This is a genomic window from Hyphomicrobium sp. 2TAF46 (genome assembly GCF_052114865.1).
Taxonomy (GTDB): Bacteria; Pseudomonadota; Alphaproteobacteria; order Rhizobiales; family Hyphomicrobiaceae; genus Hyphomicrobium_B.
In genome coordinates this window covers 184799-202226 of record NZ_JBFRFO010000005.1, presented here as the reverse complement: position 1 = coordinate 202226, position 17428 = coordinate 184799, and the positions used below count along the sequence as shown (strand labels likewise).

The window sequence follows — 17428 nt, the reverse complement described above, 5'->3', positions numbered from 1 at the left end:
CTGTGATCACATCGGCCGTTTGGCTTCCGACGAAATAACGACACGCACCAGATCTCCGGGATTGATGGATTCGGTTCCGGAAACACTGAGGGTTTTCCGGTCAGTGCGAGATCCGCGTACGATCTGATATTGTGTCGAGGTGTCGCCGCTGTCGTCGTTGGCGACTATGGCGGTTCGCATCGCGTCGAGCGCGCCGGCACTCGCCGATGTCGTGCTCGAGGCTTCGGCGATCTGCGACTGCAGTTCCGCGATCTGCTGCTGCAGTTCGAGTTTGGTCTGATTTTGAAGTGTGACCTGATCTTTTTCGAGCTGCGCCAATTTGGTTTCGGTTTCATGCATAGCGACTGTTGATTCGTGCAGCCGCGCCTTCGTATCGCTCAACTCGGCTTCCGCCTCAGCGCGGATCGGCCTGCCAATCGTATCCGCCAGCCTGTTCAAACTGTCGACGCGCGCGGTGCGGACTGAAATGCCCGATTGCACCTGCTCGTTCCGGTCTTTCTGGCTCTGCAATTCATTGCGTATGGATTGAACAGAGGCTGCCATGGCCTTGTCCTGAGCCTGGCTGTTGCGCAACATCAGCGCCCGCTGTAAGACTTCCGACGCGATCAGCTCCTTCGCTTCACCTGGACTGGAAATCTGAAGCAGCTCGCGCGATGGAAAGGCGGCGGCGCCGTCGCGCTCGGCAGTCAGCACATTGAGCTTGGCCCACAGCCGCTTCAGCCGATCGTTCGATTTCTGCTTTTGCTCGGCTTCGTGTACGGCCTGGAGCATGTGTCCGAGATCGACCGCGGGGCTATCGAAGCCGCCTGCCATGGCCACGAGGTGCAGGACCGTCATCCCCTCGGTGAATTTGTAAAACCCGGGCCTCCTAACGGGGCCGACAATATAAACCGGCCGGCGGTTGACCGTGACGCTCATAAAGGCAAAGCGTCCGATCATCTGCTCGAACGCGATTTTCGCATCGTCCTCAAATTGAGATACCGATCGGCCCGCGACCGGAAAAGCGCCGAGCAGGGGCAGGACGACAACGCCGTCCTCGCGCACGTCGTAGTCGCCGGAAAGCTCGGTCCGCTGTTGAAAGCTTACCGCCGGACGATTGGAGAAGCTCCGTGCCGCCCATTTGTCTTCTTCGCTGATCAGCCGTTCATAAAATGCGAGCTGCAGGGTATCGCCGACTGAAATTATCGAATTGTCGCCTGAGCGATTCGAGGCCTTTTGGAGCGGCGGCACGGACTTTTTCGCCGGCGTCAGCGTGTCGATGGTTTCCGCAATTGCGATCAGCGGAGCGGTACCGAGTGCGGCTTCTCCCTGTGGCGTCAGCTCAACCTTCAAATAGGTGAACCAACCAAATATCGCGAGCAAAGCTACCGGAAAAAGCAAATTGAAAAGAGACGATGCGCGACGCACAACATTAAGCAGCATGGTTCGCTCCCCGGAAATGCTCCGGTTCAAACAAAAGCGTTCAAAATGGAAATGTGGATTCTGCTACTATTTTCAAAAATCGGAGAATTTAATTCGTCAAGCAAGGAAATGCGCTTCAATAATTCAATTCAATTGCGGCGACTTGGTATTGCGAATTGAGATGTAATCCTGAGGACGAAAACGTCCTGTCGACTAATTCGATTTGAACAAAAGTATGAGGCCCGGCATTTAAAGAGCACGACAAAATAAATCGGGATGCGTTTAATGGCCTTACGGCAAAGTACCGCTTTCCTGCGCGTTGCACCATGAAAGAAAATCGGAAATGGATGGCGAAGGCACTCTAACGTATTTTATTCCTAGCTTTTTGTTACTAATTCGCGTTGTCAGCAGAATAAAGCTGACGCGGCGATAGCGAAAAGACAATCAAGAAGTGCTCATCCGAGCCGAATGCTTTTGTTTTTTTTGAAGCTTCGACCATACGGAATAACATTTAAAACAGGCTGAAGAATCAGCCCTTTTTCGGCGTTTTTTAACTCGATGTCATCAGCGCGCAGCGCCCATTTTTCTGAGGACGAGTTTGCAGCCTTGGACCAACCCGGTGACCGAGATCGCGAGGCCGGAGAGCAGCAGGACCCACATCACGAGGTCCCACAATGGACGGTTGCGCAGCAGGAACGGCAAATCCGCGTCGTGCAAGAGGTTGAAGATCCAGCGGTACGTCCGTTGCTCGTGGTCTTGAACGGACAGAACCGCTCCGTTTGCGGGATCGAGATGAACCCACGTGGCACCCGGATCGTCGAAACCTATCCGGATGACCGGCAGCTGACGCTCGATCCGATGGGAATACCAATAGACGTCCTCTCGCGTCAGACGATTTTGCAAAACGATGCGGCTGTCCGGAAGCAGCCTTTGCGCTGCGTGGCGCGCCGCGTCGTCACTTAAGATGTAAGGTGCGCCGTCTTTTCCGTTGATGGTCGTGCGCGTGCTGCCATCGTTCACAACCATGAGCGGCTCGTTCGCCAGCCAACTGAACGAGATCTCTTTTGCCTTGTTCTCTGTAGCGAGACTGCGGAGCTGTTCAACCGGTATTGAGAAAGGCGCCGGCCGGTCCGAGTAATAGCTCGGAATATTGAAGAACAGCGGCGGCAGATTGCTGAAGAGGCCGAAGGGATTGACCGACAGCCACCCGGTCGTGATCCATGTCGTCAGGAAGATGCCGCCGATCAGGCCTGAAAGATGATGCCACCGCATCCACCCGCTGAATGGAGATAAATCTTTCACGTTCGTTCGCCGACGCATGCGAGAGACGCCGAGCCACAGTCCGCTGATCGCAAGAAAGATCACGGGCGCCGAGGTCCAGAGGACGACCTGTCGCCAGATGCCGCCGTCAGACCGAATGGAGGTGAAGTAGATCCAGTGCGGGATCGCACCTAGGTAGTTCCAGAAGCGCGCCGTGGCGGTTGTCTTTTGAACGACCTCACCGGTGCGGGAGGAAATGTAAATCCGCGTCCCGGCGTCATCGTTAAGCGAAAAAAGATAAAGAGGCCGGTGGACATCGAACGTCGATGAGACCGTCCACTGATCGCGATCTACTCTCTCTAGTAGACGCGGATCCTGATCCGAGAAAATCTCGGCAAGCCGTGCCCGCGCATCATCGATACCGACGTGGCTGATCGGGCGCCCATCGAGCGCCGAAATGGCAGTGGCACTCGAATAAGTCGCGATGCGGTAAACCGGTTCGCGGCCCCACATCTCGAGGCGAAATACGTTCGGCTGCGTCGGCAGCGCGGCCGTCGCCAGCGCCTTCTCGGGCGGCACTGCGATGAGCGAGCTGTCAAGCGGCGCCAATGCTGCGAGACGGTCTGCGTCGGACCACTTCGGGAAGGGCACGTACATCATCACGAGACCCGACGTGAACCACATCACACAAAGAAGTGAAGCGGCCACGCCAATCCAGCGATGCAGGGGACTTATCCAGCGCACGGCCGCGCGAACAAAGGCGCGGCCGGCGCTAGGATTCACGGATACCTCGCTCCCGATGACCAAGTGCCGGCGGAACGAAGCTATTCGTGCGCGTCAGAACTTCCATGACACCGTGCCGGAGAAGGTACGCGGCTGGCCAAGATAACCTTGGATTGCGCCTGAGCCGAACTGTGCCGGATCATCATACTTGAGGTACTGCGCATAGACTTTGTCGAAGACGTTATCGACGCGGAAATCGATGGTCATCTTGTCGGTCGGCTTCCATTGCAAGCCCGCGTTGAAGATCGTATAGCCCGGCCGCTCGAGGGTATTGGCGAAATTCTCGTACGCCTTGCCGATATATTGCACGCCGCCCATCGCCTGCCAGCCTTGCGCAAAGGCCCACGTCAACCAGACGTTGGCGGTTTGCTCCGGAATCAGGATCGGAATTTTGCCGCTGTAGTCGGTGACTTCGAACGTGCTTGCATCGACGTACTTGTAATCGTCGTACTGGGCTTTGAGCCATGCGGCGTTGGCATCGATGCGCCAACCGTAGCCGAGTTCAATTCCGGCAGACGCTTCGACACCATACGATGACTGCTGGCCGATCTGCTGCAGATCGTAGGAGGGGTCCATTACGAGCAGGTCGTATTTGTTGATCCTGTATCCGGCGAGAGTCCACTGACCGCGCCCGTTCCAGAATATTTGTTTTACGCCGGCTTCGATTTGATCGCCTGTTGTAAGGTTGAATTTCGAGAAGCTCTTGCCGAGATCGAGCAACGGCACGTTGATCGGATCTGATGCGACCGAATACTGGGCGAACAGTGCGAAATCCCGGACCGGCTCATAAACCGCACCGACGCGCCATCCCAGCGCATGAAACGTGCGGTCGAAATTCGCGCCTGATTGATTGTCGGCGCGCTCGAGAACCGGAACGTCGTAACGCACGCCTCCTACGATCGTCAGATTTTTGAGAAGATGCAGCCGGTTTTCGACGAAGACAGAATATTCATCGAGCTCGGACGTGAACTTCGGATCAAGCCGGTTGGGGTTTGGAAAGGAGCCGGGATCGAAGTTGTATGGATTGACCGAGTCCGAATAGGGTGGAAAATAGCTAGCATAGCCGAATCGCGTATGCGTGATTTCTCCGCCGACGACGGTTTCGTTGGCGAATCCCAAAGGACGGCTCTTGATCGTCGCATCCGTGCGGCTCCCGACGGCGTCCTGTTGCTGCCTGATGTGATTGAAGCTGCTGCGGTCGACATCGCCGGTCACGGAATTGAGGAAGTAGGTTTCGGCGTTCCGCCATTCCCTGTTGCTGCTCATGACGTAGGAAATGTTACGAAACGCGAGCGTGCTGCTCGGCGTATATTCGGTCGTGAGCTGCGTCCAGCTGTCCTTGAACTCGATCTTGCTGTCGCCGACGTTATAGTTTTTTTCGCGGAGGCTCTCGTCGATCCTGTCGCCGCGGAATGGCGTCCCGAAATACCGCATAGGCTGCTGGTTGCCGTAGTCGGTCGATAACGTGAATACCAATTCAGGCGAAGCCTGCAGGCGGAGCGCGCCGGAGATTCCGAAGTTCTCTGAATCGCCGTTGTCCGCCCAGCCATCGGACTTATCGCCCGTGACATCGAAGCGGTAAGAGAGCGCATTGTTGAGCGGACCGGCGGTATCGAAGGAGAAGCGCCGCGTCATGTTGGAATCGACGTAGATCTGGGCTTCGTTCTCAAATCCCGTTGTAATCGGCTTTTTGGGGACGATGTTGATGGCGCCGCCAATGGCACCCTCGCCGTAAAGCACCGACGCCGGGCCGTGCAGCACTTCTATTCGATCGACGGACCACATGTTGAAGGGAAACGTGACGCTGCCGTTGCCTGGCGATATGCGCGTTCCGTCATAGAGCCGGACGACCGAACCGTTCCCTTGAAATCCGCGCGATGCGAACGCCTGACCGTAGACGGGATTGGCGACGCTGCTAAAACCAGGCGCGTTGTGCGTCACCGCATCCGTGACGGTGTCCTGACCGCGTTCGCGCGCCGTCTCACCGGAAATGACGTCAACGCTGGCAGGTGTTTCCATGGGCGTCAGGTTGAGCCGGCTGCCCGCCGTCGTCGGAACATCAAGATTGAGACCCGGCTTCACCGGCGTATTGACGCCTGTCCGCGCCGGATCGATCGCCGGTTGTTCCACCACGGCCGTGGCGACAGCCGTCGGCGTTCCGCTCTCCTTCTCCTTTGACGAGGTCTTCTTCTTCGCGGGCTTCTTTTTGTCCTGGTCTCCGAGCACTACGATTGGCGGCAGATCGGAGGAGCCGCTCGCGCCCTTCTTTTGCGCCTCCTGGGCATACGAGTTCGAACTCGCTGTGGCGGCAACCACCGAAATTCCGGCGATGAGATTGAGGCGAAGCAAATGCGCGCCAGAGCGGCGTGGCATTTCGGCAAACTTGTAGGACATGATTCCTGCGCGGTCGACGATTGTGGCACGTCACCGCGAACGAAGGCGCCCTGGGCAGACTGCCAGGTCGTCAACGATCGGAACACCCCGTCCGACGCGTGCTCGCGTGTGACCACGACTGTCGGCAGGTCTCCTGGCTCGCGGATCTTAGCGTTCCAACCGTCTTCCCGGAGCAGGACTCCAGTGACATCAAGGTCAGAACTCACCGCTTACAGTTGCGGGGGCAGCCGCGGCTTTTGGCTCGTGCCATCACCGCATTCCCTGTTAGTCCCGTGAGGGAACCGACTTGAACACTGTCCGATATGCTCACCGGTAAATCAATCGCTCGGCGGCGAACCGCAAGATGATGTGCTCAAGACGACACACAGGGGATGTGTCGCGATGGATTCGAGCCGTCAGGGCGCGGAAGCTTCCGATCTCCGGCCATCCTGCTCGATACCCTGGCATCGCACTCGTCTTTTGCTCCGGTTGATCGGTGCATTGCCGCTGAATTCGCGCTGGCACTTCAACGCGGACCGCGGGATCGGGTGCACGGGAAATGATGGAATTGGGAGGGTGGGACATGACGTCGGCGACACGTGCCTCAATGCCAATACGGCATGGGGTTCGAGCAGCACGGAAAGGTCAGATACCGCCCAGCGCATGATAGAAGGGTTTCGGGCGAGATGGCCTGGCCAAGAGCCGATCGATGAAGACGGTACCCGTGATGCAGCTCCAATTCCCCGTGTCGTGAATTGGGAAAATCTTCTTGGATCTCCGTCACCTATCGAGTGCGACCGAGAATTATTTCAGTTTTTTTGAATTCTGCTTCGCATTGGCGCTCGCTCAATCGTCTTCTAGTGAAGCGGCCGATAGGAAGGGCTTCGTGGTGAACGTGCCGGACCTAAAGACCATTCGCCAGATCGATATCGCACGGAGATGAGGAACCGGAGTGCGGGTTTTCAAGACCAGCCAATTCGTTCGCAATGCTCAATCCCAGCGGGTGACGGACAGCGAGCTTTGGGAAGCCATCACGCGCGTCGAAGATCCTAGCCTCGATCTCGATCTTGGACACGGATTGGTCCGGCGAAGGATACTCCGCTCACCCACTCGCCGCCGCCGAGGCTATTGCACCATCCTTGCCTGCCGAGGAGAAAGCTTAAGTATCGTCCTCTACACCTTCCCCCAACATCGCTCCGATGATCTCAGTCATCGTGAACTCTCAGCCTACCAGGACCTCGCGCTCTACCTGCTAAATCTAGAGCAAGAGTCGATCACTCTACTCACGACCAAAGGGAAACTCTTAGAAGTTCGACACCATGAAAAATTATAGAAGCGCTGCTTTAGAAGTCGCCCACAAGACCGCCTCAATCCACTATCGCCATGGCCTCATAAAAGAAGAAGCTATGTACGCATTCGACGTAAAGTGCCTATTCGTTTCCGAAGAGTTTACCCCGCGCGACCTCGAAGCGCTAAGAAAGCGTGAGGGTGTCAGTCCGACTCTTTTTGCCGGATATCTCAATGTACCAGAAAGTTTCGTTCGCGACTGGGAACGTGGCGCGCGCAAGCCCGTCGGTCCAGTCGTGAGGCTTCTCACTATTATCAAAGCCAATGGGTTGAGCGCCATCCAATGACGTTTCTGATCGGTGGCCGTTTTATGCTGCTTGATCGGACGAGCGTCTTCGGCGGGATTATTCGGCGATAGCTTCTTGCGCTTTGCGACCTGGAGCAGCTCGCGCAAGACATCGAGATAGCTTTGTTGCATCGGTGACGCGAGGGTCGGCCTTCCCTCCTTTTCCGCTCGCGCGAGCGCCTCGTCGATTATGGGCCTCTGGTCAATCTTCAGTCTGTCGGCATACGCGAGAGACAGCTTCTCACGCGCTGCACGACGTCATCGGCGATTGCGTGGACGGGCGTCTCATCACCAATAATCTCGGGAATGGTGTCGGTTGCAGCCTTGATCTAGCCGGGGCGCTTTTGGGACACGAGGATAGTCGTGCGAAATGGCACCGCGGCGTTGGAGATGATGAGTACCGGCCACTGCTTTCATGCCTCGAAGTATACCAAGCATGCATACCGACGATCATGCGTAAGTGGCTGATATTGTTACTAAGTTACCGACTATAGGTACTTAGCAAGCAGCTGGTGGAGCCGAGGGGAATCGAACCCCTGACCTCTGCAGTGCGATTGCAGCGCTCTCCCATCTGAGCTACGGCCCCAATGACCGGGGATTTAGGATTTGGGCCCCTTCGTTGTCAAGAAAGCGGGTCGAGCAAAACAGGGGTTGCAAAGGCCGCGGACGGCCGGGCATGGGCCGAAGAAGGGCGGCGAATTCCTCGGTTTTGGCCTCTCTCCCGCCCGGTGCGGCGCTGCAGCCTTATCGCTACTTGCGGCGCATAGGGCACCGGGGCTACATGGCGCTACGGTACGCAACTGCGGGACGGCGCATGCTCGAGCTTCTAGGTTTTATCAGCTATCTCATCACACTCTATACATACGTCGTCATCGCCGTAGTGATCGTCAGCTGGCTCATGGCCTTCGGGGTCATCAACGCCTACAATCCGATGGTTCGCTCGATCTGGCAGGGGCTTAACGCGGTCACGGAACCGTTGCTCAAGCCCATCCGGAACGCGCTTCCGAACATGGGCGGGCTCGATATCTCGCCCGTTATCCTGCTGCTGCTCTGCTATTTCATCCAGACCGTCATCCTGCCGAATATCGCCAAGGCCGTCGTGTGAGCGGGCGCTCAGCGTCCCAGCCGCCGGCCCGCAAGGCTTGGCGGCATGGGAGCGCGTGCGTCATTGCGCACTTTCGTCTGACCCCGAAATCTTCCAAAGAGGCGATTGACGGGGTCGTTGAAACCCCCGACGGTCCGGCCTTCCAGGCGCGTGTCCGCGCACTTCCCGAGGATGGAGCCGCCAACAGGGCGCTCGAAGAGCTGGTCGCCCGTTGGCTCGGCGTGGCGAAAAGCTCGGTTTCGCTGGCATCCGGGGGCAAGTCGCGGCTCAAATTCTTGCGGATTTCGGGTGACCCGGATGCGCTCGAGCGGCGGCTGCAGGAACGAACCGACGAGTTGAGAAAATAAGCGAACGAGGAGGAAAGACGGGAATGTCCGTGGCGCAAATCATCGATGGGAAAGAGACCGCGGCGAAGGTCCGCGCTGAAGTTGCAGCGGAGGTTGCGCGGCTTCAGAAAGAACATGGCCTGAAGCCCGGACTAGCCGTCGTGCTCGTCGGCGAAGATCCGGCCAGCAAGGTCTATGTCGCGAACAAGGCGAAGCAGACCGTCGAGGTCGGCATGAACTCGTGGGAGCACCGCCTTCCGGCCGAGACGCCGGAAGCCGACGTGCTGGCCCTCGTCGAGAAGCTCAACAACGATCCGGCCTGTCACGGTATTCTCGTGCAGCTGCCGCTGCCGAAGCACATCAACGCCGAGAAGGTTCTGAACCTCATCAGCCCCGACAAGGACGTCGACGGCTTTCATCCGGTGAACGTCGGCCGGCTTTGGGTTGGCGAGCGGGCACTCGTGCCGTGCACGCCGACGGGATCGGTTATCCTTGCGAAGAGCGTGCTGCCGAACCTTTCGGGCCTCAATGCCGTCGTCATCGGCCGGTCGAACATTGTCGGCAAGCCGGTGGCCGCGCTGCTGCTCAGGGAAAACTGCACGGTCACGATCGCGCATTCGCGCACGAAGAACATTGAAGACGTCGTCCGTGGCGCGGACCTCGTCATCGCTGCCGTCGGCATTCCGGAGATGGTCAAGGGCAGCTGGATCAAGCCCGGCGCGACGATCATCGACGTCGGCATCAATCGCGTTCCGTCGGAGAGCGGCAAGACGAAGATCGTCGGCGATGTCGCGTACGAAGAATGCGCGAAGGTGGCCGGTGCGATCACGCCGGTTCCGGGCGGAGTCGGGCCGATGACGATTGCATGTCTCTTGCGGAATACGGCTCAGGCTGCCGCGATGCAAGCAGGCGTGAAATCGGCGTTTGGTTGAGCGCGCGAAAACGCTATTCAGTGAAGTGTGCGCCGGGACTTTCGAGTTCCGGCGTTTTTCTTTGCGCGCGGTGAGCGCCGCACAATGCGCTCCTCGCACATATACTTGTCGCGGATGCGCTTCTTGAAGTACTCGGCGACAGACGCTGCTTTAACCAAGCCCTCGTATTCGCGACCCGGCACTTCAAAATAGGTGAAGCAGCTGCCATCTGCGAAAGTGATATGCAGCGTCTTGTGCGCGCCATCATACTCCGCGGCGTGAATGGTCGAAGATTTTCGGAAATCCTTACGCTTCACCATTCCACGTACTTCACGCCGCTCTTACCTGCCGCAATGTCTCCCCCCGATAACTCAGTGCCTCCGCGATATGAGCGCGAGAGACGGTGTCACAACGCTCCAGGTCGGCGATTGTTCGCGCGACTTTTAGCGTGCGGTGGAAGCCTCGCGCCGATAATCCAAGCGTCTCAGCGGCGTTCCGCAACAACGTGACACCTGCTTCATCGGGCATCGCGGTCTGTTCGAGCAGCGCCGCCGAGCAATCGGCGTTCGTGCGGACACCCCTTGCACCCAGCGTTGCAAACCGTGCGCGTTGGCGCTCGCGCGCGGCAGCGACGCGCGAGCGGACTTCGGCGCTTCCTTCCGACGGCGACGGCAGGACAAGATCGGCTGCCGAAATCGCCGGAACCTCGATCTGCAAATCGATGCGATCAAGCAGGGGGCCGGATACGCGCGCCTGATAATCGCCGGCGCAGCGCGGTCCACGACGGCAGGGCTCGCCGGGATTGCTGCCTCCGCATTTGCAGGGGTTCATCGCCGCGATCAGCTGAATGCGAGATGGATAGGAAATCCGATGGTTGGCGCGGGCGATGACCGTTTCTCCCGCTTCCAACGGCTGGCGCAGAGCATCGAGCACGTTCGGCTGAAATTCGGGCAGCTCATCAAGGAAGAGAACGCCGTGGTGGGCGAGAGAAACCTCACCGGGGCGCGGACGCGAACCGCCGCCGACGAGTGACGCCATGCTGGCCGAATGATGCGGCGCGCGGAACGGCCGTTCGACGGTGAGCTTGCCGCCCATCAGCTCTCCTGCGAGCGAGTGCACCATCGAGACTTCGAGGATCTCTTCGGGTTGCAGCGGCGGCAATATCGATGGGAGGCGCGAGGCCAGCATCGATTTGCCAGAACCCGGTGGGCCAATCATCAAGAGGTTGTGGTTGCCGGCCGCCGCAATTTCCAAGGCGCGTTTGGCCGTTTCCTGGCCCTTAATATCTCGGAGGTCGGCGGCGTAGCTCTGCGTCGGAAGCACGTTCGGCTCGGGCCGCGACAGCGTCTGCGTGCCCTTGAAGTGATTGACCAGCGACAAGAGATGCGGCGCGGCCAGGATCGCGATGTCCTCACTCGCCCAGGCGGCTTCCGGTCCTGAAGCTGCGGGGCAGATGAGGCCCTTGCCGATGGCGTTGGCGCCGATTGCGGCGGGGAGCGTGCCCGGCACGGCGCGGATGGACCCATCGAGCGCCAGCTCGCCGATGGCGGCATAGCCCGCGATGGCATCGGGCGCGATCGCCTCCATCGCACACATCATGGCGAGCACGATCGCCAGATCGAAGTGGCTGCCTTCCTTCGGCAAGTCGGCGGGCGCGAGATTGACGGTGATGTGCTTGTAGGGCAGGCCGAGGCCCACCGCGTGAAGAGCATTGCGGACGCGCTCGCGGCTTTCCGCGACCGCCTTGTCGGGCAAGCCGACGATGGCAAAGGCGGCGGCGCCGGGTGTCACCCGAACCTGCACTTCAACGGGCCGTGCCTCGATGCCAATGAACGCGAGCGTGGAGATTTGACCGTACATTTTGCCCCCTGGAGGGAGCTAATCAGCACGGTGAGACAAAGTCAAGAACGAATGGGGAACGACGGGGACACCGTGCTCACGCAGTGTCGATGAACTTCCGGTGCCGGGTTCGCGTGTCTTTGGGTTTGGTTTGATCATCACCTCGTGACGTACCGCGAGGTGCGCTCCTGCGCGATGAAGTACTAGTCGTCGGCGTCAAACTCGCCCCTGAACTCGTTTATGGTGTGGGTAATCCCCGCTACCATCGCCGGCAGCACCTTCGTGAGATCGATATGCTTCGCAAGCCCGCACTCGCTGAAAGCTACTGCGATGGAGATATCGGCATTTGCCTCAAACTGAGGCGTGGGCGTGGCGAGATTGATGCGCCAGAATTCTTTGTAGTTTTCAGTGACCTCGATTGTTTCAGGCGGACCCATCCCAATGATCCGAGGGGGGTTGCCGTGGACGTCCAGCATCGGGACGCTGGAATGATCGCCGATGGTAACGGTATCTCCCAGCATTGCTGTTGCCGCAGTGACGAGTAGGAGATGGTGTTTATCTACGTTGTTCATTTCTCTTACGGCAGAAAGAATGGTGTCACGCGGAGTCGTCGAAGCATTGCATGGCTGTACCCTAGTGACGATTTCAGCGGCGCTGGCAGCAATGTCCTTTATCGCTCCCTTCTCACAAGCTTTTCGGAATTCTTTCTTCGAGGCACAAATGGGGAATGCGTGCCCTCTCTGAACTTTCTTGCCAGCCCTCTCGACAAGCGCACAGAAAAGATGATCGAGGCTAGATCTGAGGTGATGGATAATCTCGCCCGCAAGAACCGCGAAGCGATCTGGAATCGCGCGGGCCCTTCGCACTTTGAAAACGTAATCTCGTGCGTCGTTTTCGAATTCTTTGACGATGAGGTAGGGCCTAGGGTCCGCGCCAACGAAGGCTCTGATCTCATTGTTGAGATTCTGGACGCATTCGTCGGCCCGCTCAATTTTCGCCCTAACGCCACGTAATCGCCCCGTCATGCGAAAAGGTCCTGGCGCCGCTTAGAAGTTGCTTGCCTCTAAGGCTCCCATACACCGATTCCAAGTTTGGCAAACACAGACGTCAAGTGCCGAAAACGAACAGCGTTCGGCCTAACCCTTCGTCATGACCAGCGTCATGCCGATCAGGGATGAGTTCGTGAACTGAATTTCGACCGCCTGTTTGTCGTTGTTGACGACGATGTCCATGTTGGCGGCGACGTCGCTCCCTTGGATGACGACGTGAAAGCCTTTCGGCGTGACGTCGCCGGTCAGATCGCCCTCGAAATTGTGGATCGTTTCTTTCCAGTGGCCCGTCAGCTTGCCGGCGGTTTCCTTGACGTTGCTGACGATCTCAACGGCGCCGCCCGCGGTCGCACAGCGGATCGTTTGCTTCAGCTCGTCTTCGGTGTCGGTCAAAAGGTACGTCGCGCGGCATTTGATTTTTTCGGGCAGGCTCGCCTTGTAGCCGATCATGCCGATGCCCGACCAACGGCCGATCAGCGGCGCGAACGGCGAGGCCGTGACGGCCTGAGCCTCATGCAATGGGAACGCGAGGGCAACGAACAAGAGTGCTGCCAGCGAGCTCGCGATCGCGATCAATCTCATCGTAAAAGTGCCTTTCGTTCTCTTGATCTCGACGCGTGCACTCATGAACCAAGCTTTCTCTTGTCTTCGATAACGTCCCAGATCATCGCGGCGATGTCGTTGCCGCCGAAGTTCTTCACCTGGCGGATGCCCGTCGGAGACGTGACGTTGATCTCGGTGATGTAGGGACCGATGACGTCAATGCCCGTAAAGATCAGGCCGCGGCGCTTCAATTCAGGTTTGAGACGCGCGCAGATCTCACGATCGCGATCGGTCAGTTCGACCTTCGTGGCGGTGCCGCCGACGTGGAGGTTCGAACGCGTTTCTCCGGCTTGCGGCACACGGTTGATTGCGCCTGCGATCTCGCCGTCGACGAGGATGATGCGCTTGTCGCCTTCCTTCACTTCGGGACGGAACTCCTGCACCATGAAGGGCTCGCGGAACACCGTTTGAAAGAGCTCGACGAGGGAGCCGAGGTTGCCGTCCTCGGGCCTGATACGGAAGACGGCGGCGCCGCCGTTGCCATAGAGCGGCTTGACGATGATGTCCTTGTATTCGGCGCGGAACTCCTGCACATCGGCAAGCGAACGCGTAACGAGCGTCGGCGGCATCAAATCGAGGAAATCGAGGACGAACAGCTTTTCCGGCGCGTTGCGCACGCTCGTGGGATCGTTGACGACGAGCGTTTTCGGATGGATGCGTTCGAGCAGATGCGTGGTCGTGATGTAGGCCATGTCGAACGGCGGGTCCTGCCGCAGCAGCACGACGTCGAGGTCGCCCAGATTTTCGGTGCGCGGATTCGAGAGCGCGTAGTGCGCGCCGCGCTTGTCTTCGACCTTCAGCGTCTGACCGCGCGCCAGCACCTCGTTGCCGCGCAAGGCGAGATCGAACGGCGTATAGTAGAAAATGTCATGTCCGCGCTTCTGCGCTTCGAGGAGGATGGCGAACGTCGAATCGCCACTAATGTCGATGCGATCGATCGGGTCCATCTGGACGGCAATGCGAAGTGACATAAAGTGCTTTCGTGGCAGGCTTAAAGGTTCATCAGGCTCGGCTGAGGCCGTGCCCTCATCGTCGTTTAGACGATTTGCGGAGCGGGCGGAATGACGGGCGGGCCGTTCGCATAAGTGGTTCGCGGCTTATGGCAAACATGCCGCAGAAACCCTCGAATTAGACGAACTCAAATCATAGGAAATTATAGGGGTCGATATCGACGGTGATCCGGACGTCGGACTTGAGTTTTGGAATCATTCCAGCCCATGCCCGCAAATAGCTTTGCAGATCGGCGTCGCGCGGGGCTTTCACGAGCAGACGCCAGCGGTGGCGGCCGCGGACGACGGCGATGGGGGCTTCGGACGGGCCGAGGACCGAAATGACGTCGCTCGGGGGTGCTCGCCGCGCGATCTCGCGGGCGACCTGTTCGGTCAGAGGTTTGTCACGCGCCGAGATGACGATCGCCGCCAGTCGGCCATAGGGCGGCAGGAGACCGGCCTGGCGTGTTTTGACCTCATAATTCAGGAACGCGTTGCGGTCGCCGGCGACGATTGCCGCCATCACGGGATGCTCCGGAGAATAGGTTTGCACGAAGCCGCGGCCAACGAAGCTCGTTCGCCCAGCGCGGCCCGTCACCTGATGCAAGAGCTGGAACGTGCGTTCGGCGGAGCGCGGATCGGCACCGTGGGCCAGTCCCAAATCGCCATCGACGACGCCGACGAGTGCGAGGCCCGGGAAGTTGTGTCCCTTGGCGACAATCTGCGTGCCGATGATGATGTCGAATTCGCGGGCTTCGATGCCGCGGATCATCTCGCGCATTTCGGGCAATCCCGGAATGAGATCGGACGAGAGCAGCGCGACGCGCGCGTCAGGGAAGCGTTCAGCGACCTCTTCCTGCACGCGCTCGACACCCGGACCGCAGGCGACGAGAGAACCCGGCGCGGCGCACTTCGGGCATTTCTCGGGAAGCGACAGCGAGAAACCGCAGTGATGGCATGTCAGCTTCTTCTTGAAGCGATGCTCGACGAGCCACGCCGTACATTGCGGGCATTCGAGGCGATGTCCACAAGACCGGCACAGCGTCAACGGTGCGTAGCCGCGCCGGTTCAAGAACAGCAAGGTTTGCTGGCCCTTTTCCATCGTCTCGGTCATCGACGCGACGAGCCGCTCGGCCAACCATTTGCCAGGTGCGAGTTTTTCCGAACGGAGATCGATCGCCGAGACGCCTGGCATTTCGACACCCGAAAAGCGTCCCGGCAGGATGGCATGGCGATACCGTCCGATGAGCGCGTTCACGTGGCTTTCGATCGACGGCGTCGCGGATGCGAGGATGACGGGGAATTTTCCGAGGTTGCCGCGCACGACGGCCATGTCGCGTCCCTGGTAGTGCACGCGATCATCCTGCTTGAAGCCCTGGTCGTGCTCTTCGTCGACGACAATCAGGCCCAGATCAGAGAACGGCAGGAACAGTGCCGAGCGTGCGCCGACGACGCAGCGGACGTCTCCGCGCGCGACGCCTTTCCAGATGCGGCCGCGCTCGGCAGGACTGAGGGCCGAATGCCATTCGACGGGTGGCGCCCCGAAGCGGCGGGCGAAGCGGTCGAGGAACTGGCTCGTCAGGGCAATTTCGGGCAGCAGGATGAGGGTCTGGCGGCCGGCTGTAAGCGCGCGCGCCACAGCTTCGAAATAGACTTCAGTTTTGCCGGAGCCGGTGACGCCGTCGAGCAAGGTGACGGAGAAATTGCCGGCATCGACGGCGCTTCTCAGGCTTTCGACGGCACGCGTCTGATCGGCAGTAAAGTCTGTCACGCCGTGATGGGCGTGCGGCCGTGGAAAGACGCGTTCGGGGATCGCCACTTCGACCAGCTGACCTGCGGCGGCGAGGCCATCGATCACGCCCGTCGAGCAGCCGGCAAGATTGGCGAGATCCGATTTCGAGCGCACGAGGCCGTCGGCGGCGATTTCCATGACACGGGTTCGGGCCGGGGTCATCTTCGGCGGGGGAGTCGCGCCTTCGACGATGCACACGCCGAACCGATGCTTCGGCGGCTCGAACGCGGCGTCGGCGCTCATCATCATGCGCGCGACCATGCCGAGGGGCGCCAAAGTGTAGCGCGCGACCCATTCGGCGAAGCGCATCGAAATTTCCGGCAGACAAGGTGCGTCAATGCGGCTCGTCAGAGCCTTAAGCTTCTTGGGATCAACGGGTTTGCCCTCGCCGCGCGGCGTATCCCAAACAATTCCGATGCGGGTTTGCGGCCCGAAGGGCACGAGCACGAAGGCGCCCGGCTCGGCGTCCATCCCCTCCGGCACCAGATAGTCATAGGTCTGATCGAGCGCCACGGGCATCAGCACGGGGACGCTGCGAGAGGCCGCAGCGGCGTTGTTATCCAGGATTTGAAGCAGGCTATCCAAAGGGGCGTTCAACGGACTAGAAGCTTCCTCCAAGAATCGGTCGTGCTAGGTTTGCCGGGAAGTTGCGGCGCACCAAAGGCAGGGCCAAGACTTAAGGACGAGGTGAGGAGAAAGAAATGAAATTCTTCGTCGATACCGCCGACGTGACCGAGATCAAAGAGTTGGCGGCGACGGGCTTGCTGGACGGTGTTACGACGAACCCGTCTCTTGTTGCGAAGGCCGGCCGCGACTTCAAGGAAATCGTCAAAGAGATTTGCGCCGTGGTTCCGGGGCCCGTATCGGCCGAGGTCGCAGCGACCGACTACGCCGGCATGATGCAGGAAGCGGAGGTGCTGCGTAAGATCGCGAAGAACGTCACTATCAAAGTGCCGTTGACGCTCGATGGCCTCAAAGCCTGCAAAGCGCTGACCGGCGACGGGACGATGGTGAACGTGACGCTGTGCTTTTCGGCGAACCAGGCACTGCTCGCGGCGAAGGCCGGAGCAACGTTCGTTTCGCCGTTCATCGGGCGCCTCGACGACATCGGCCTCAATGGCATGGACGTCATTCGCGAGATCCGGGCGATCTACGACAACTATCCCGATCTCTCGACGGACATTCTCGCTGCATCGATCCGCACCGTGAACCACGTCAAAGAGGCAGCCATGATCGGCGCCGATGTGGCGACTATTCCGCCGGCCATTCTGAAGGCGCTCGTCAAGCATCCGCTAACCGATGCCGGGCTCGTCACCTTCGTCAACGACTGGAAGAAGACCGGACAAAAGATCGTGTGAGGCAGG

The 17428-nt window shown here is 59.2% G+C and carries 15 protein-coding genes, 1 tRNA gene and 1 riboswitch; of the genes, 6 read left to right on the top strand and 10 right to left on the bottom strand.

The window, feature by feature from the left end; translation table 11 throughout:
- Positions 1 to 6: 6 nt before the first annotated feature.
- The 3 genes from AB4Z24_RS12360 to AB4Z24_RS12350 form a co-directional block, all read right to left on the bottom strand.
- The gene (locus tag AB4Z24_RS12360) at positions 7 to 1422 is read right to left on the bottom strand and encodes an SLBB domain-containing protein (protein ID WP_441708490.1); all 1416 of its coding nucleotides are present in this window, start codon (positions 1420 to 1422) and stop codon (positions 7 to 9) included.
- A gap of 543 nt (positions 1423 to 1965) precedes the next feature.
- Positions 1966 to 3444, bottom strand: coding sequence for a PepSY domain-containing protein (locus AB4Z24_RS12355; protein ID WP_441708488.1), 1479 nt, complete (start codon positions 3442 to 3444; stop codon positions 1966 to 1968).
- Positions 3445 to 3498: 54 nt separating this feature from the next.
- Positions 3499 to 5838 (bottom strand): TonB-dependent receptor, encoded by a 2340-nt coding sequence (locus AB4Z24_RS12350; protein ID WP_441708486.1) that lies wholly within the window; start codon positions 5836 to 5838, stop codon positions 3499 to 3501.
- Between the two features lie 106 nt (positions 5839 to 5944).
- Positions 5945 to 6139, bottom strand: a riboswitch (cobalamin riboswitch).
- A gap of 630 nt (positions 6140 to 6769) precedes the next feature.
- Between AB4Z24_RS12350 and AB4Z24_RS12345 the strand changes: the two genes are divergently transcribed.
- Positions 6770 to 7150 carry a type II toxin-antitoxin system RelE/ParE family toxin gene (locus AB4Z24_RS12345; protein WP_441708484.1) on the top strand — a complete coding sequence of 127 codons (381 nt, stop codon included), beginning with the start codon at positions 6770 to 6772 and terminating at the stop codon, positions 7148 to 7150.
- Positions 7137 to 7451, top strand: coding sequence for a helix-turn-helix domain-containing protein (locus AB4Z24_RS12340; RefSeq protein WP_441708482.1), 315 nt, complete (start codon positions 7137 to 7139; stop codon positions 7449 to 7451). Before AB4Z24_RS12345 ends, AB4Z24_RS12340 begins: the two co-directional genes overlap by 14 nt.
- A 509-nt stretch (positions 7452 to 7960) precedes the next feature.
- Here AB4Z24_RS12340 and AB4Z24_RS12335 read toward each other — a convergent pair.
- Positions 7961 to 8036: transfer RNA gene (locus AB4Z24_RS12335), tRNA-Ala, on the bottom strand.
- A 228-nt stretch (positions 8037 to 8264) separates the two neighbouring features.
- Here AB4Z24_RS12335 and AB4Z24_RS12330 point away from each other — a divergent pair.
- From AB4Z24_RS12330 to folD, 3 genes are read left to right on the top strand one after another with little or no spacing between them, the layout of a single operon-like run.
- On the top strand, positions 8265 to 8555 hold the full coding sequence (locus tag AB4Z24_RS12330; protein WP_290994213.1) for a YggT family protein: 291 nt from the start codon (positions 8265 to 8267) through the stop codon (positions 8553 to 8555).
- Entirely contained in the window at positions 8552 to 8902 is a 351-nt protein-coding gene (locus tag AB4Z24_RS12325; protein WP_441708481.1) for a DUF167 family protein, read from the top strand. The genes AB4Z24_RS12330 and AB4Z24_RS12325 overlap by 4 nt, the downstream gene beginning before the upstream one ends.
- 23 nt (positions 8903 to 8925) lie before the next feature.
- Positions 8926 to 9813, top strand: coding sequence for a bifunctional methylenetetrahydrofolate dehydrogenase/methenyltetrahydrofolate cyclohydrolase FolD (gene folD, locus AB4Z24_RS12320; RefSeq protein WP_441708479.1), 888 nt, complete (start codon positions 8926 to 8928; stop codon positions 9811 to 9813).
- 17 nt (positions 9814 to 9830) lie between these two features.
- On the opposite strand, the gene AB4Z24_RS12315 is transcribed toward folD, so the two are convergent.
- From AB4Z24_RS12315 to AB4Z24_RS12290, 6 genes are all read right to left on the bottom strand, one after another.
- Complete coding sequence (locus AB4Z24_RS12315) at positions 9831 to 10112, bottom strand: KTSC domain-containing protein (protein WP_441708477.1); 282 nt, start codon at positions 10110 to 10112, stop codon at positions 9831 to 9833.
- 10 nt (positions 10113 to 10122) lie between these two features.
- Positions 10123 to 11652 carry a YifB family Mg chelatase-like AAA ATPase gene (locus AB4Z24_RS12310; RefSeq protein ID WP_441708476.1) on the bottom strand — a complete coding sequence of 510 codons (1530 nt, stop codon included), beginning with the start codon at positions 11650 to 11652 and terminating at the stop codon, positions 10123 to 10125.
- 182 nt (positions 11653 to 11834) lie between these two features.
- Positions 11835 to 12656 carry a hypothetical protein gene (locus AB4Z24_RS12305; RefSeq protein ID WP_441708474.1) on the bottom strand — a complete coding sequence of 274 codons (822 nt, stop codon included), beginning with the start codon at positions 12654 to 12656 and terminating at the stop codon, positions 11835 to 11837.
- Between the two features lie 111 nt (positions 12657 to 12767).
- Positions 12768 to 13307, bottom strand: coding sequence for a hypothetical protein (locus AB4Z24_RS12300; RefSeq protein WP_441708472.1), 540 nt, complete (start codon positions 13305 to 13307; stop codon positions 12768 to 12770).
- Positions 13304 to 14254: a glutathione synthase gene (gene gshB, locus AB4Z24_RS12295; RefSeq protein ID WP_441708470.1), complete on the bottom strand. Its 951-nt coding sequence runs from the start codon at positions 14252 to 14254 to the stop codon at positions 13304 to 13306. Before gshB ends, AB4Z24_RS12300 begins: the two co-directional genes overlap by 4 nt.
- A 172-nt stretch (positions 14255 to 14426) precedes the next feature.
- Positions 14427 to 16661 (bottom strand): primosomal protein N', encoded by a 2235-nt coding sequence (locus tag AB4Z24_RS12290; protein WP_441708469.1) that lies wholly within the window; start codon positions 16659 to 16661, stop codon positions 14427 to 14429.
- Between the two features lie 104 nt (positions 16662 to 16765).
- On the opposite strand from AB4Z24_RS12290, the gene fsa reads away from it, so the two are divergent.
- Positions 16766 to 17422, top strand: a complete 657-nt coding sequence (fsa, locus tag AB4Z24_RS12285; RefSeq protein WP_441708467.1) for a fructose-6-phosphate aldolase — start codon at positions 16766 to 16768, stop codon at positions 17420 to 17422.
- The last annotated feature ends 6 nt before the right edge of the window (positions 17423 to 17428 follow it).